Annotated in this window: 14 protein-coding genes and 1 pseudogene; 2 read left to right on the top strand and 13 right to left on the bottom strand. The window is 75.9% G+C overall.

Going from position 1 to position 14,896, the window contains the following annotated elements; genetic code table 11:
• Positions 1-23: 23 nt before the first annotated feature.
• The gene (locus tag BLS21_RS15390) at positions 24-683 is read right to left on the bottom strand and encodes an MOSC domain-containing protein (RefSeq protein WP_091220072.1); all 660 of its coding nucleotides are present in this window, start codon (positions 681-683) and stop codon (positions 24-26) included.
• Positions 680-2,515 (bottom strand): translation elongation factor 4, encoded by a 1,836-nt coding sequence (gene lepA, locus BLS21_RS15385; protein WP_091220069.1) that lies wholly within the window; start codon positions 2,513-2,515, stop codon positions 680-682. The genes BLS21_RS15390 and lepA overlap by 4 nt, the downstream gene beginning before the upstream one ends.
• Positions 2,516-2,697: 182 nt before the next feature.
• On the opposite strand from lepA, the gene rpsT reads away from it, so the two are divergent.
• The gene (rpsT, locus tag BLS21_RS15380; protein WP_091220067.1) at positions 2,698-2,964 is read left to right on the top strand and encodes a 30S ribosomal protein S20; all 267 of its coding nucleotides are present in this window, start codon (positions 2,698-2,700) and stop codon (positions 2,962-2,964) included.
• A gap of 231 nt (positions 2,965-3,195) precedes the next feature.
• On the opposite strand, the gene holA is transcribed toward rpsT, so the two are convergent.
• Both holA and BLS21_RS25940 read right to left on the bottom strand, forming a co-directional pair.
• A complete protein-coding gene (gene holA, locus BLS21_RS25945; RefSeq protein WP_245700461.1) occupies positions 3,196-4,188 on the bottom strand; it encodes a DNA polymerase III subunit delta in 993 nt (330 codons plus the stop codon).
• Positions 4,189-4,519: 331 nt separating this feature from the next.
• Positions 4,520-5,941, bottom strand: a pseudogene (locus BLS21_RS25940) (ComEC/Rec2 family competence protein); the annotation flags it as partial.
• On the opposite strand from BLS21_RS25940, the gene BLS21_RS25935 reads away from it, so the two are divergent.
• The gene (locus BLS21_RS25935; RefSeq protein ID WP_245700459.1) at positions 5,894-6,376 is read left to right on the top strand and encodes a hypothetical protein; all 483 of its coding nucleotides are present in this window, start codon (positions 5,894-5,896) and stop codon (positions 6,374-6,376) included. The pseudogene BLS21_RS25940 and the gene BLS21_RS25935 sit on opposite strands and share 48 nt — an antisense overlap.
• A 254-nt stretch (positions 6,377-6,630) precedes the next feature.
• On the opposite strand, the gene BLS21_RS15370 is transcribed toward BLS21_RS25935, so the two are convergent.
• The 9 genes from BLS21_RS15370 to BLS21_RS15330 all read right to left on the bottom strand — a co-directional run bounded on the left by BLS21_RS15370 (position 6,631) and on the right by BLS21_RS15330 (position 14,862).
• Positions 6,631-7,464 (bottom strand): ComEA family DNA-binding protein, encoded by an 834-nt coding sequence (locus BLS21_RS15370; protein WP_091220064.1) that lies wholly within the window; start codon positions 7,462-7,464, stop codon positions 6,631-6,633.
• Positions 7,465-7,599: 135 nt separating this feature from the next.
• Positions 7,600-8,070, bottom strand: a complete 471-nt coding sequence (locus BLS21_RS15365; protein ID WP_245700458.1) for a nuclear transport factor 2 family protein — start codon at positions 8,068-8,070, stop codon at positions 7,600-7,602.
• Positions 8,071-8,150: 80 nt separating this feature from the next.
• On the bottom strand, positions 8,151-9,050 hold the full coding sequence (locus BLS21_RS15360; RefSeq protein WP_091220062.1) for a DegV family protein: 900 nt from the start codon (positions 9,048-9,050) through the stop codon (positions 8,151-8,153).
• Between the two features lie 50 nt (positions 9,051-9,100).
• Positions 9,101-9,832, bottom strand: coding sequence for a histidine phosphatase family protein (locus BLS21_RS15355; protein ID WP_091220059.1), 732 nt, complete (start codon positions 9,830-9,832; stop codon positions 9,101-9,103).
• Entirely contained in the window at positions 9,829-10,377 is a 549-nt protein-coding gene (gene rsfS, locus BLS21_RS15350; RefSeq protein ID WP_091220056.1) for a ribosome silencing factor, read from the bottom strand. Before rsfS ends, BLS21_RS15355 begins: the two co-directional genes overlap by 4 nt.
• Positions 10,374-11,132 carry a nicotinate-nucleotide adenylyltransferase gene (nadD, locus tag BLS21_RS15345; RefSeq protein WP_245700456.1) on the bottom strand — a complete coding sequence of 253 codons (759 nt, stop codon included), beginning with the start codon at positions 11,130-11,132 and terminating at the stop codon, positions 10,374-10,376. Before nadD ends, rsfS begins: the two co-directional genes overlap by 4 nt.
• Positions 11,133-11,261: 129 nt before the next feature.
• Positions 11,262-12,692: a vWA domain-containing protein gene (locus BLS21_RS15340; protein WP_175479581.1), complete on the bottom strand. Its 1,431-nt coding sequence runs from the start codon at positions 12,690-12,692 to the stop codon at positions 11,262-11,264.
• On the bottom strand, positions 12,692-13,579 hold the full coding sequence (locus tag BLS21_RS15335; RefSeq protein ID WP_091220050.1) for an AAA family ATPase: 888 nt from the start codon (positions 13,577-13,579) through the stop codon (positions 12,692-12,694). Before BLS21_RS15335 ends, BLS21_RS15340 begins: the two co-directional genes overlap by 1 nt.
• A 26-nt stretch (positions 13,580-13,605) precedes the next feature.
• Positions 13,606-14,862: a glutamate-5-semialdehyde dehydrogenase gene (locus BLS21_RS15330; RefSeq protein WP_217636149.1), complete on the bottom strand. Its 1,257-nt coding sequence runs from the start codon at positions 14,860-14,862 to the stop codon at positions 13,606-13,608.
• Positions 14,863-14,896: the final 34 nt, after the last annotated feature.

Below are 14,896 nucleotides of genomic sequence, written 5' to 3'. Positions count from 1 at the left end.
TCGCCGTCCAGGCGGGGGGCCGGTCAGGCCGTGGCGCCGAGCCGCTTCTCGATCCGGGCCGCGAGCTTCGGCCGGTCCTTGAGCGGGAGGTGTGCGAGGGCCGGCGTGATCTCGGGCAGCCGGCGTCGCTGCGTCGTCGTCGCCCGGAACAGCAGGCCGACGGTGACGCCGTGGTCGGGCCGGGAGACCACCTCGACGGCGTCGCCCGCGCCCACGTCGCCGGTCTCGAGGACCCGCAGGTAGGCGCCGCTGGCCCCGCGGGCGGTGAACCGCCTGACCAGCTGCGGCACGCCCCAGAACCGCTCGAAGTTGGCGCACGGGATGCGGCAGGCGGTCACCTCGAACAGCGCCGTCCCGACCCGCCAGCGCTCACCGAGCACCGCGCCGGTGAGGTCCAGGCCCGTCGTCCGCAGGTTCTCGCCGAACCGGCCGGCCGGCAGCTCGCGGTCCAGCTCGGCGGCCCACCAGTCGGCGTCCTCCTGGGCGTAGGCGTAGACCGCCTGCCCCTCGCCGCCGTGGTACTTCCGGTTGACCTGCACGTCGCCGTCCAGCCCGAGCGGGTGGACGGCGACCCGCCCGGCGACCGGCCGCTTGTCGATGCCGCTGCGGCCCGGTCGCCGGCCGGGCAGCGGCAGCAGGTCGGAGCCGGAGACGCAGACCGCCTCGACCCGGCCGGGGCTCACTTCTTGGCGGAGGAGGCGGACGGCTCGCTGGTGGAGAGCGCGGCCACGAAGGCCTCCTGGGGGACCTCGACGCGCCCGACCATCTTCATCCGCTTCTTGCCCTCCTTCTGCTTCTCCAGCAGCTTCCGCTTGCGGGTGATGTCACCGCCGTAGCACTTGGCGAGGACGTCCTTGCGGATGGCGCGGACCGTCTCGCGGGCGATGACCCGGGAGCCGACGGCGGCCTGGATGGGCACCTCGAACTGCTGCCGCGGGATGAGCTCGCGCAGCTTGCCGGCCATCATGACGCCGTAGCTGTAGGCCTTGTCCTTGTGCACGATCGCGCTGAACGCGTCGACGGGCTCGCCCTGCAGCAGGATGTCGACCTTGACCAGCTTCGCCTCCTGCTCGCCGGCCTCGGCGTAGTCGAGGCTGGCGTAGCCGCGGGTGCGCGACTTCAGCGCGTCGAAGAAGTCGAAGATGATCTCGCCGAGGGGCAGGGTGTACCGCAGCTCGACCCGGGACTCGCTCAGGTAGTCCATGCCGCCGAGCTGACCCCGGCGGCTCTGGCAGAGCTCCATGATGGCGCCGGTGTAGTCGCTGGGCGCGATGATCGTCGCGTTGACGATGGGCTCGTAGACCCGGTCGATCTTGCCCTCGGGCCAGTCGCTCGGGTTGGTCACGGTGATCTCCGAGCCGTCCTCCATGACCACCCGGTAGACGACGTTCGGCGCGGTGGAGATGAGGCTGATGCCGGCCTCGCGCTCCAGGCGCTCGCGGACGATCTCCAGGTGCAGCAGGCCGAGGAAGCCGACGCGGAACCCGAAGCCCAGCGCCGCGGAGGTCTCCGGCTCGTAGGTCAGCGCGGCGTCGTTGAGCAGCAGCTTGTCCAGCGCCTCGCGCAGCAGCGGGTACTCGCTGCCGTCGATCGGGTAGAGGCCGGAGTAGACCATCGGCTTGGGGTCGCTGTAGCCGCCGATCGGCTCGGCGGCCGGGCGGTGCTGCAGCGTGACGGTGTCACCGACGCGGGACTGGCGGACGTCCTTCACGCCGGTGATGAAGTAGCCGACCTCGCCGACGCCGAGGCCCTCGACCGGCTTGGGCTCGGGGGAGATGACGCCGATCTCGAGCAGCTCGTGGGTGGCGCCGGTCGACATCATCTTGATCCGCTCGCGGCTGGCGATCCGCCCGTCGACGACCCGCACGTAGGTGATGACCCCGCGGTAGATGTCGTAGACGCTGTCGAAGATCATCGCCCGGGCCGGGGCCTCGGCGTCGCCCTCGGGCGCGGGGATCTGCGCCACGATCTCGTTCAGCAGCTCGGGCACGCCCTCGCCGGTCTTGCCGCTGACCCTCAGGACGTCGGAGGGGTCGCAGCCGATGATGTGCGCGAGCTCGGCGGCGTACTTCTCGGGCTGGGCGGCCGGCAGGTCGATCTTGTTGAGGACCGGGATGATCGTGAGGTCGTTCTCCAGGGCCAGGTAGAGGTTGGCCAGCGTCTGGGCCTCGATCCCCTGGGCGGCGTCGACCAGCAGCACGGCACCCTCGCAGGCGGCCAGCGACCGGGACACCTCGTAGGTGAAGTCGACGTGGCCGGGGGTGTCGATCATGTCGAGGACGTACTCGGTGTCCCCGACCTGCCACGGCAGGCGCACGTTCTGCGCCTTGATGGTGATGCCGCGTTCGCGCTCGATGTCCATCCGGTCGAGGTACTGGGCACGCATCTGCCGCGCCTCGATGATCCCGGTGACCTCGAGCATCCGGTCGGCCAGCGTCGACTTGCCGTGGTCGATGTGGGCGATGATGCAGAAGTTCCGGATGCGGGCCGGGTCGGTGGAGGCGGGAGTCGTCACAGTGCCCCCATGGTCCCACGCCCGGCCGCGTCGTCCAGCCACCGCCGGGGCCCCGGGCGCGTACCCGTCAGTTGGGGCCGGGCGGACGACGCTGGTATCTTGGCAGACCGGTCCGCTGACGCATGCCGTCCGGACGCACTGTCCAGAAGTACCCCCCTCCGAGACACCCCCGAGGCTCACGCGTGGCGAACATCAAGTCCCAGATCAAGCGGAACAAGACCAACGAGAAGGCGCGTCAGCGCAACGTTGCCGTCAAGTCCGCCCTGAAGACGGCCGTCCGCCGCTTCCGCGCGGCCGCTGCCACCGGGGACGCCGCGGCCGCGACGACCGCGCTGCAGACCGCCAGCAAGGCGCTGGACAAGGCCGCCAGCAAGGGCGTCATCCACAAGAACCAGGCCGCGAACCGCAAGTCGGGCATGGCCAAGCAGCTGTCCGGCCTCTCTCGCTGACCTCCGGTCGCGTCCGCGCGACCGTCCGACGAGCCCTCTCCCCCTGCGGGACGGGGGCTCGTCGCGTTTCCGGGGCCGTCCCCCCTGCACGGCCCCGCCGCCGGCCCCGTCACGGGGCCCATACCCCCTTCCAGGGTTCCGCTGCGAGCCTGCGAGCGGTGGGGCAGGCGGTCCTCCTCCGAGCGGCGAGGAGGACGGGGGCCTTCCACGGTGGGGGGCAGGAGGCCTCTCTCAGCCGCGGACGCCGCGGCCGGTCTCCCGGCGGATGGCGACGATCCGCCGGATCGCCCGCTCCAGCGCGTAGTCGGCGCTGGCCGCCGCACCCTTGACGTCGGCGTTGAGCTCGGCGGCCACGCCGATCGCCTGCTGCAGGCCGTCGATGCTCCAGCCGCGCGCCTGCGACTGCGCCCGCTTGACCTTCCACGGCGGCATCTTCAGCGTGCGGGCCAGGTCGCCGGGGTTGGAGCTGCGCACCGAGGAGACGCGGGCCGCCGTCCGCACGCCGTCGGCGATCGCGTCGGCGATCAGGACGTGCGCGACACCGCGCTGCAGCGCCCAGCGCAGCATCTCCAGGGAGCCCTGCCGGTCGCCGACGAGCACCCGCTCGGCGACGGTGAAGCCGGTGACCTCGGCCTGGCCGCGGTGGAAGCGGGCGACCGCGTCGGCGTCGACCGTGCCGCCGAAGTCCGAGACCAGCTGCGTGGCGGCGGACGACAGCTGACGGAGGTCCGCGCCGATCGCCTCGACCAGCGCCGAGGCGGCGTCCGGGGTGATCCGGCCGCCGGCCGAGCGCACCTCGTTGCGCACGAAGGCGATCCGGTCGCCCACCGAGCTGACCTTCGGGCAGTCGTCGACGGCCGCACCCGCGGCGGTGAACGCCTTGACCAGGGCCTCGTTGCGCTTGCCGCCGGGGTGCACGATCACCAGCGTCAGGTCGGGGTCCGGGTCCTTCGCGTAGCCGGTGAGCGCGTCGGCGAGCGCGCCCGCGGCCTCGTGCACCCCGGTGACGACGACCAGCCGGTGCGTGCCGAACAGCGAGGGCGCCAGGACGTCGGCCAGCTGGCCCACCGGCAGCCCCTGCGCCGGCAGGTCGTGCAGCTCGGCGTCGGGGTGGCGCTCGAGCACGGCGGCCCGCACGGCGGAGACGGCGCGCGAGCGCAGCAGCTCCTCCTCGCCCACCACGGCGCGCAGGCGGGAGGTCGGTGCGGGGGGTGCTGCGGCCACACCGGCATGGTGTCACGCGGGACCGACGCTCCCGCCGTCCCGCGCGGGGTCCCGGCCGACCGTCGGCCGTCCCGGCGGGTGGCTCCCCCACCGCGCCGGACCGGCCGGCCGCCGTGGCACTGCCGCCCGTCCCGCGGACGGCCACGCCCCACGCGCCGGCGTCGCCCACCACGGCCAGGTCGCCCTCCCGGTCGGTGCGGTGCACCCGCGTCCCCTGCTGCGCCAGCCAGGACAGCACCCGCGCCGTCGGGTGGCCGTAGGTGTTGTCCGCGCCCACCGAGACCAGCGCGACCCGTGCCCCGGTGGCGGCGAGGAAGCCGCGGTCGGCGTCGGCGCTGCCGTGGTGCGGCACCTTGAGCACGTCGGCACGCAGGTCGACCTCGCGCGCGACGATCCGCGCCTCCATCGCGCCGCTCAGGTCGCCGGTGAGCAGCACCCGGATCCCGCGCTGGGTCACCCGGACCACCAGCGACAGGTCGTTGGCCGGCACCGCTGCGGTGGCGACCTCCGGCGGCGGGGCGAGCACCTCGACGGTCGCCGTCCCCACCGTCCTCCGGTCGCCGGGGACCAGGACGGCGCGCTCGGCACCGGCCCGCCGCGCCGCCGCGTCCAGGGCGGCGGCCCGGTCCTCGGCGGGTGAGAGCGTGCCGGTGGCGACGACGCCGACGTCCCGCCCGGACAGCGCCCCGGCCAGGCCCCCGGCGTGGTCGGCGTCGAGGTGCGTGACGAGCACCAGGGGCAGCCGGTCGATGCCCAGCCGGTCCAGGCAGCGGTCGACCGGACCGACGTCGGGCCCGGCGTCCACGAGCAGCCCCTCCCCCGGCGCGGTCGGCACCACCAGCGCGTCGCCCTGGCCGACGTCGCAGGCGACCAGGACCGTCCGCTCGGGCGGCCACCCGCGGGTGACCTGCCGCAACGGCCACCCGAGCACCACTACGCCGACGAGCGCCGCGAGCGCCAGCGGCCGGGCGCGGGGGAAACGCCACAGCAGCCAGCCCAGCGCCAGGAGCAGGACCGTCAGGAGCACCGCGCCCCGGGTGCCGGCCGGCCAGCCGGTCGCACCGTCGGGCAGCGCCGCCGCGCGCTGGGCCACGACCACCAGCCACCGCACCGGCCACCCGGCCACCCAGACCAGCGCTTCGCCCAGCGGCGGCACGACCGGGAGGGTCACCGCGGCCAGCAGGCCGAGCACGGTCGCCGGGGCGACGGCCGGCGCGGCGAGCAGGTTGGCCGGCAGCGACACCGGGCTCACCAGCCCGGAGAGCCCCGCCACCAGCGGCGCGGTGGCCAGCCCCGCGGCCGCGGCGACCGCGACCGCGTCGGCCAGGACCAGCGGCCAGCCGCGGCCGCGCAGGCGGCGCGACCAGCCCGGCGCCAGCAGCACGATGGCCGCGGTGGCGGCGACCGAGAGCGCGAAACCGGCATCCCGGGCCAGGCCGGGATCGAGGAGCAGCAGCACGACGACGGCCGCCCCGAGGGCCGGCAGCGCCGCGCGGGACCGCCCGGTGGCCAGCGCCAGCAGCGTCACCGCGCCCATCGCCGCGGCCCGGAGCACGCTGGCGCCGGGCCGGGCCAGCACCACGAACCCGGCCAGCGCGACGACCGCGACCAGCGCCTGCACCCGTCGGTCGACCGCTCGCCGCCGCAGCGGCGCGAGCACCCCGGCGATCACGATGGCCACGTTCGCGCCCGACACGGCTGTGAGGTGTGCCAGCCCGGCCCGCCGGAAGTCCTCGAGGAGCACCGGGTCCATCGCCTGCGTGTCCCCGACGACCAGGCCCGGCAGGAGCCCGCCCGCCTGCGGCCCGAGCACCCGGACAGCGGCCTCGCGCAGCCCCTCCCGCAGACCCCCGGCGACCCGCTGCACCGCCGACGGCTCCCCGACCGGCACCGGCGGCGCCCGGGCCGACAGCCGCGCCACCACGCCCTCCCCCGCGGCGGCCGGGGCGACCGCGGCGCGGACCCGGACCACCTGGCCCGGCAGCAGTCCGCGCCACTCGTCGGCGGGGCCGAAGAGCACCACGGCGTCGTCCAGCCGGGTGCGCGCGCCGCCGTCCTCCAGCACGGTGACGGTGGCCTCCACGACGGTCCGCGGCGGGCCCGCCCCGCGCACCGCGGTCGGGTCGCCGTCGAGCTCCACGAGCAGCTCGACCGTCCGCCGTCCCTCGGCCACCCCGGCCAGCGGTGAGCTCTCCCGTGCCGCCTCCCGCACCGCCGCGGTCGCCGCGGTGACGGCCAGCGCGGCCAGGACGCCCAGCAGCACGACCGCCACGGGCGACCGGCTGCGGCGGGCCACCGCGACCGCGGTCAGGGTGGTCACCGGCACCGCGCCGGCGAGCACCGGTACGGGCAGGACCGGGGCGAGCAGGGTGGTGGCCCAGACCGTCGCCGCCGCGGGTGCGAGCCGCAGGTCCAGCCACGACCAGCGCTCCCGAGCCGTGCTCACACGGTCACCAGCTCGGCGAGCTCGGCGTAGGTGGCCGGGCCGATGCCGGGGACGTCGTCGAGCTGCTCCACGCTGCGGAAGGGCCCGTTGCGCTCCCGGTGCTCGACGATCCGCTGGGCCAGCACCGGGCCGATGCCCGGGAGCGCGTCGAGGTCGGCGGCGGTGGCGGCGTTGAGGTCGACCGGCCCGCCCCCGCCTGCTGCGCCCGGGCCGTCGGCGGCGCCGACGACCCCCGCCCCGGGGACGCCGACCGCCACCTGCTGCCCGTCGGAGACGACCGCGGCGAGGTTGACCGAGGCCGGGTCGGCGTCCGGCAGCAGGCCACCGGCGGCCGCCACCGCGTCGGCCACCCGCGCTCCCTGGGGCAGGGTGACCAGACCCGGGCGGGCCACCGAGCCCACCACCGACACGACGACCGTGGCCGCCGACCCGGCCGCCACCCCCACCGACGGCGTCGCGGCGGGCTCCTCCCCCGCGGGTGGCCCGGCCGGAGCCGGCTCGACGGGTGCCGGCTGCACCTGCGGACGGTCCAGCCACGTGCCGCCGACCACGAGGAGCGCGGCGAGCAGCCCGGCGACCCACAACGACCAGGCGGCGCGGCGGCCGGGGGCCAGCCGGACGGCGCTGCCCGGGGAGCGGTGCCGCCCGATGCCGACCGGCAGCCCGTCCCCCGCCGCTGCGGTGGGGAGCTGCTCCTCCGGCTCGGGGTCGAGGTCGGCGGGGTCGGGGTCGTCGGGCACCCAGCCGGGTGGCCGACTCTCCTGCAGCAGGGCCCGCAGCCGTTGCCGGATCAGGTCGGCGTCGTCGCTGCGGCGGGGAGGGAGGCGCACCGGCGCGACGCTAGGGAGCTGCGGCCCCGGTCGGCCGGTCAGGCGGGGGGCTGTGGACGGCCGCCGCCGCTGTGGATCCCGAGCACGTCGTCACGTGCCCGCCGTCGAGCGCCTGAGCGGCCGAGCCGCCGGTCGTCACCCGCCGGTCGTGACTGCGTCGTCCTCGGGGCTCGGCAGGAGGCCTACCTGCTGGAGGTAGTCGGCGAGGTTCCAGTAGTCCCGGTTCTCCACGATCCGGCCGTCGCGCACCCGGCCGACCGAGACGCCGGGCACCCGGTAGGAGCGCCCGGTGGCCGGCAGGCCGTGCTCGGGGTCGGCCCGGTCGTTGGTCCCGATCATCACCCACTCCAGCGCGTAGCCCTCGCCGTCCCCGACAACGGGGCCCGGCTCGAACCGGTAGTCGGTGGAGAAGCCGCTCTCCATGGCATCCACGAAGGCCCGGACGGCGGCCGCGCCCTCGATCCGCTCGCCGAGCGCGAAGTCCTGGTACACCCCGTCGTCGGCCCAGAACGAGGTCACCGCCGCGCTGTCGTGTGCGTTCCACGCGTCCAGGTAGGCCCGGGCCCAGTCCGCCGCCACCCCGGCCGCCGGTCCACCACCGCTCACGTCCACCCCCTCGCGTCGCCCTGAGGCGGCCGAAGCTACTGGCGGGCGCACGGGGCAGGACAGAGCAGAAGGGCCACTGGCTACCGGTCCTCCGCCGCCCGCGGACGGTCCGCGGCGTCGGGCGGCCGCGCGGGCACCGCCGGTGCCACGACCAGACCCACCGCCCCCGGCCCCACGTGCGCGCCGACCGCCGCGCCGAGCTCGCTGACGTAGAGCTCGCGCAGGTCGGGCAGCCGCTCCTCGAGGTCGGCGGCCAGCTTCTCGGCCCGCTCAGGTGCGGCCAGGTGGTGGACGGCGACCATGACCGGCCTGCCCGCGGCGGCCTCCACCCCGCGCTGGACCAGGCGCACCAGGGCCCGGGCCGTCGTGCGCACCTTCTCCAGCGGCACCACCCGGCCGTCGGCGACGTGCAGGACCGGCTTGACCGACAGCGCGGTGCCGATCATCGAGGCGGCGTGCCCGATGCGCCCGCCCCGGCGCAGGTGCTCGAGGGTGTCGACGGCGAACAGGGTGCGGGTGGCTGCGGCGGTGTCCCGGGCGGCCGCGGCCACGGTGGCCATGTCCTCGCCGCGCGCCGCCGACCGGGCCGCGGCGAGCACCGCGAACCCGTTGCCCATCGCCGCGGAGCGGGAGTCGACGACGGTCACGATGTGCTCCCCGACCTGGGCGGCGGCCAGCCGGGCGGCGTCCACCGTGCCCGAGAGCTCCGCGGAGAGGTGGACCGAGACGATGCGGTCGGCGCCGGAGTCCAGCCGCCGGCGGTAGGCGGCGACGAAGTCGCCGGGCGTCGGCCGGGAGGTCGAGACGCGCTGGCCCCGGACGCCGAGCGCGCGGGCGACGTCCGCCGGTCCGATGTCGTCGCCCTCGCGGCCCGAGTGACCGGCCATGACGACGTAGAGCGGGACGACCTCGACCGCGTACTGCTCCAGCAGGCGGGCAGGCAGGTACGCCGAGGAGTCGGTGACCACGGCGACGGACACCCGGCGAGGCTAGCCCGCGCCTTCCCGCGGCCGACCGGGCACGGCGGGGATCACAGTGCGTCGGCATCCTGCGGAGGGCCCGGCGCCCCCTCCTCGGGGCTGGCGCCGGCGTCCGGGCGACGCCCGGCCGGCTGCGGCGGAGGAACCGGGCCGTCGGCCAGTTCGGGTGCCGTGGTGTTGTGCCGCAGCAGCCGCCACCGACCGCTCTGCTCGGCCAGCTCGCTCCAGGCGCAGTTGGCCAGGGGACCGAGCACCCGGTGGTGCTCGGGGCCCAGTCCGAGCAGCGCCTCGATCAGCCGCGCGGAGGTCCCGCCGTGGGTGACGAGGACGGCGGCCGGTGCCTCGGGCAGGTCGCGCAGCGCGGCCAGCGCCCGCGCAGGCACGTCGGCGGCCTCCTCACCGCCGCGGCCCACGATGGGCCGCCCGGCCAGCCAGTCTGCGTACTGGTCGGGGTGGCGCTCGGCGACCTCCTCGCGGGTGAGTCCCTCCCAGCAGCCCATGCCGACCTCGCGCAGCCGGGGCTCCAGCCGCAGCGGCACCCCCAGCACGTCGGTGAGCGCCACCGCGGTCTCGGCGGCCCGGCCGAGGTCGCTGGAGACGACGATCGTGCCCTCCGGCATCGGCGCGGCCACGTGCGGAGCGGCTCGCAGCGCCTGGCGGCGGCCCACCTCGTCCAGCGGCGGGTCCAGCTGCCCCTGGAAGCGGCCCACGGCGTTCCACTCGGTGCGCCCGTGCCGCCAGAGGACCAGCCGCGGCACGGGCAGCGCCGGGACGTCGCTCACCGGCCGGCCGTCTCCGGCGCGGACGGACCCCCGTCCTCGAGCGGACCGCCGTCCGCCGTGCCCCCGTCCGCCGTGCCCTCGTCCGCCGGCTCGGGTGCCAGCGGGGTCGGGTCGGCGCTGGCCGGGTCGACGTCGTCGGTCGACAGGGTCGCGGTGCCGGTCGCCGCCCCGTCGCCCTGCGGCGCGGCGCGGTCGACGAACGGGATCGTCGGGCAGTCCTTCCAGAGCCGCTCGAGGGCGTAGTAGGCGCGCTCCTCGGCGTGCTGCACGTGGACGACGACGTCGACGAAGTCGAGCAGCACCCAGCGCGCCTCGGCCACGCCCTCCCGGCGCACCGGCTTGACGCCGTGCTGCCGGAGGCGCTCCTCCACCTCGTCGACGATCGCCTGCACCTGGCGCTCGTTGGGAGCCGACGCCAGCACGAAGGCGTCGGTGATGGCCAGCCGCTCGCTGACGTCGACGATCGCGACGTCGGTCGCCAGCTTGTCGGCGGCGGCCTGGGCGGCCAGCAGTGCGGTCTCCCGCGCCTCGGTCGAGGCGGTCATCGGGGTACCTCCTGGAGATCGGTGGTCGGTGGTTCGGGAGGCGTGCCCTCGGTCCGGGGAGCCGTCGCGGGTGGCCGGTCGTAGGTCGGGCGATCCCCGGACGGGGGGTCGTCGCCGGGGACGCGGCGGGGGGCAATGCCCTCGCGTGCGAGGGCGCGGGCATCGGCGCCCGACCGGTACAGGCCGCGCTTCTCGATGTACTGCACGACGCCGTCGGGGACCAGATACCAGACCGGCATCCCGCGGCCGACCCGGTCGCGGCAGTCGCTGGAGCTGATCGCCAGCGCCGGCACCTCGACCAGGCTGACCGCCCCCTCCGGCAGGTGGGACGCGCCCAGGTCGAAGCCGGGGCGGGTGACGCCGATGAAGTGCGCGAGCTCGAAGCAGCGGTCGCTGTCGCGCCAGCTGAGGATCTGCGAGAGGGCGTCGGCGCCGGTGATGAAGAACAGCTCGTCGTCGGGCCGCTGCCGCTGCAGGTCGCTGAGCGTGTCGATCGTGTAGGTGGGGCCGCCGCGGTCGACGTCCACCCGGCTCACCGAGAACCGCGGGTTGGAGGCGGTGGCGATGACGGTCATGAGGTAGCGGTCCTCGGCCGGCGCCACGTCGCGGTCGCTCTTCTGCCACGGCTGGCCGGTGGGCACGAAGACCACCTCGTCCAGACCGAAGAGGACCGCGACCTCGCTCGCCGCCACGAGGTGCCCGTGGTGGATGGGGTCGAACGTCCCGCCCATCACCCCGACCCGCCGACCTGCCACCGATCGAGCGTATCCGGGCCGTCCGGGGCCGGCCCGCGAGGACCGACCCCGGACAGCCGCACGGAACCTCCCCGCCCGGCACCCACCGGGTCCGACGGGTCCCGGTGGACCGGGTTGCGGCCGGCCCGCCTAGAGGGTGGTGACGAAGTCCGCGAGCTGGGCGGCGTTGCGGCACTCGACCATGTCGACCACCTCGCCGTAGCGGTCGGCCGCGGAGTCGCCGCTGCCCCACAGCCGGCGCGGCTCGGGGTTGAGCCAGTGCGCCGAGCGGGAACGGCGGACCAGGTCGGCCAGCACCGGCAGGCCCGGCGGGCGGTAGTTGGTGCGGCCGTCCCCGAGCACGAGCAGCGACGTCTTCGGCCCGACCGCCGAGGGCCACCGCTCGGCGAAGACCTCGAACGCCGTCCCGTAGTCGCTGTGCCCGTCGAAGCCGACGACGTCGGCCTCCCGCCCGATCCGGGCGACCGCGTCGGCGACGTCCGCACCGGGGCGGAAGAAGCGGGTCACCTCGTCGGTGGAGTCGACGAAGGCGAACGCCCGCACACCGGAGAAGTGCTCGCGCAGCGCCTGGGTCAGCATCAGGGTGAAGTGGCTGAAGCCCGCCACCGAGCCGCTGACGTCGCAGAGCACCACCAGCTCGGGCTTGTGCACCTTCCGCGGCCGGTGGTGGGTCACCACCGGCACGCCGCCGGTGCCCAGCGACGCCCGGACGGTCGTGCGGAAGTCCAGCCGGCCCTCCCGGCCCAGCCGCCGGCGCGCCGAGAGCCGCACGGCCAGCCGCCGCGCCAGCGGGGCGACCGTCCGACGCAGCTCGGCGAGGTCCGCGGCCTGGGCGCGCAGGAAGTCGACCTGGTCGGCCAGCGGGCGGACGGCGTTCTTCGCCACCTTGTCCCGGCCGCGCTCGGCCGCCGTCCGCCGCCGGACCTCGGCCTCCACCGCGGCCCGGAAGGCGGCCAGCCGCTCGCGCACCGTCTGGCGGGCCACCTGCTCGGCGAGCCCGCCGCGTTCGGCGTCCCCGAGCAGGCCGGACAGCAGCCGGGCGACCAGGGTGTCCGGCGAGAGCGCTCGCATCACCCGGTAGGTGAAGAAGGACTGGCCCGACGGCGACGGCGCCGTGCGGCCCAGCTGGTCGACCGCCTCGCGGGCGAAGCGGCGCAGCGCCTCCTCGTCGCCGTCGAGCAGCAACCGGGACAGCTCCTCGCGCATGAGCTGCGCCAGGTCCGTGCCGTCGGGCAGGTCGAGCGTCGACTCCGCGGACTCCCCCGGCTCGCTGCCGGCCTCGTCGTCCGCCGCGGGCGCTGCCGGCCGGTCGGACAGCGGCCACCACAGGTCGAACAGCACGTCGTAGGCCGGCCGCTGCGCCGCCCGCTGCAGCAGCACCGCCGCCAGCCCGTGCCGCAGCTGCTCGCGGTCGAGCAGGTCGACCACGGTGAGGATCTCGGCGGCGTCGACGGCCTGGCTGATGCCGACCGGGATGCCGGCGTCACGCACCGCGCGGACGAAGCCGTCGAGGTGCCCGGCGAGCCCGCCGGACCCGGGAGCCGGAGCCGGGGCCGACATCAGTTCAGCCGCAGCTCGGCCGCGGCCCGGTCCTGGTCGCTGGCGTGCTTGAGCACCACGCCGAGGGTCGACCGCACGGCCTCGTCATCCAGGGTGTCCAGGCCCAGCTCGAGCAGCGTCTGCGCCCAGTCGAGGGTCTCGGAGATCGACGGCGACTTCTTCAGCTCCAGGGCGCGCAGCGCCCGCACAGTGCGCACCAGCTGCTCGGCCAGGCCCGGGGCGAGGTCGGGCACCCGCGACAGCACGATCTCCCGCTCGCGCTCGGCCGAGGGGTAGTCCAGCGCCAGGTACAGGCAGCGCCGCTTGAGCGCCTCGGACAGCTCGCGGGTGGCGTTGGAGGTCAGCACCACCATCGGCCGGCGCGCCGCGGTGACCGTGCCGAGCTCGGGGATCGTCACCTGGAAGTCGCTGAGCACCTCCAGCAGCAGGCCCTCGACCTCGACGTCGGCCTTGTCGGTCTCGTCGATCAGCAGCACGGTCGGCTCGGTGCGCCGGATCGCGGTCAGCAGCGGCCGGGAGAGCAGGAACTCCTCGCCGAAGATGTCGTCGTGGACGGTGCCCCAGTCCGCGCCGTCGGTGCCCTGCGCGGCCTGGATGCGCAGCAGCTGCTTCTTGTAGTTCCACTCGTAGAGCGCGCGCGCCTCGTCGAGGCCCTCGTAGCACTGCAGCCGGATCAGGTCGGACCCGGTGGCCGCCGCCAGCGCCTTGGCCAGCTCGGTCTTGCCGGTGCCCGCCGGCCCCTCGACCAGCAGCGGCTTGCCCAGCCGGTCGGCGAGGAAGACCGTCGTCGCGATCTGCGCGTCGGGCAGGTAGCCGGCCGACGCCAGCCGCTTGCCGACGTCGCTGACCGAGGAGAACTGCGGGGACTGCGACGGCGGGCGGGGCATGCGGCTCCTGTCAACGGTGAGGTCGGTCAGCGGCGGGTGTGGCCGTTCCCGGTGACGACGTAGGTGGTGGAGGTCAGCTCGGGCAGTCCCAGCGGACCGCGGGCGTGCAGCTTCTGCGTGGAGATGCCGATCTCGGCGCCGAAGCCGAACTCCCCGCCGTCGGTGAACCGGGTCGAGGCGTTGACCAGCACCGCGGCGGCGTCCACCCCGGCGGTGAAGTCGGCGACGGCGCGCGCGGAGTCGGCGACGATCGCCTCGGAGTGCCCGCTGCCCCACCGCTCGATGTGGTCCAGCGCGTCGGTGAGGTCGTCGACCACGCGCACGGCCATGTCCATCGACAGGTACTCGGTGGCCCAGTCCTCGTCGGTGGCGGGGACGACGGCGTCGTGGGCGGCCTGCGCGCGCTCGTCGCCGTGCAGCGTCACGCCGGCGTCGGCCAGCGCGGACAGCAGCCGGGGCAGGAACGAGACGTCGCGGTGCACCAGCAGCGTCTCGGCGGCGTTGCAGACGCTGACCCGGTGGGTCTTGGCGTTGAGCACGATGGCCTCGGCGGTCGCGGGGTCGGCCGAGGCGTCGACGTAGACGTGGCAGTTGCCCTCGCCGGTCTCGATGACCGGCACCCGCGCCTCGCGCACCACGCGCTGGATCAGCGACGCCCCGCCGCGCGGGATCACCACGTCGACCAGGCCGCGGGCGTTCAGCAGCTCGCCCACCGAGGCGCGGTCGGCGGGCAGCAGCTCGACCGAGCCGGCCGGGAGCCCGGACTTCTCCGCCGCCTCGGTGAGGACGGCGACCAGCGCGGTGTTGGTCCGGAACGCCGAGGCCGAGCCGCGCAGCAGCGCCGCGTTGCCGCTCTTGAGGCACAGCCCCGCGGCGTCGACGGTCACGTTGGGCCGGGCCTCGTAGACGATGCCGACCACGCCGAGGGGCACCCGGACCTGGCGCAGCTGCAGCCCGTTGGGCAGCGTCGACCCGCGGACGACGTCGCCGACCGGGTCGGGCAGCGCGACCAGCTGGCGCAGGGCGTCGGCCACGCCGGCGATGCGGCCGGCGTCGAGCCGCAGCCGGTCGAGGACCGAGGCAGGGGTGCCGTCGGCCGCGGCGGCCGCCACGTCGGCGGCGTTGGCGGCGAGCACCTCGTCGGCGCGCTCGACCAGCGCGTCGGCCATGGCGCGCAGCGCGGCGTCCTTGGTGTCGGTGGGCAGGGTGCGCAGCACCCGGGCGGCGGCGCGGGCGCGCAGCGCCGCGGCCCCGATCAGCGGCAGGCCGGAGACGTCGGACACGTCCGCGAGCCTACGCGGGCGGGCGAGGGCCTCC

Origin of the sequence: Geodermatophilus siccatus (assembly GCF_900103785.1) — a bacterium.
Lineage (GTDB): Bacteria > Actinomycetota > Actinomycetes > Mycobacteriales > Geodermatophilaceae > Geodermatophilus > Geodermatophilus siccatus.
This window is presented reverse-complemented; position numbering and strand designations above follow the sequence as displayed.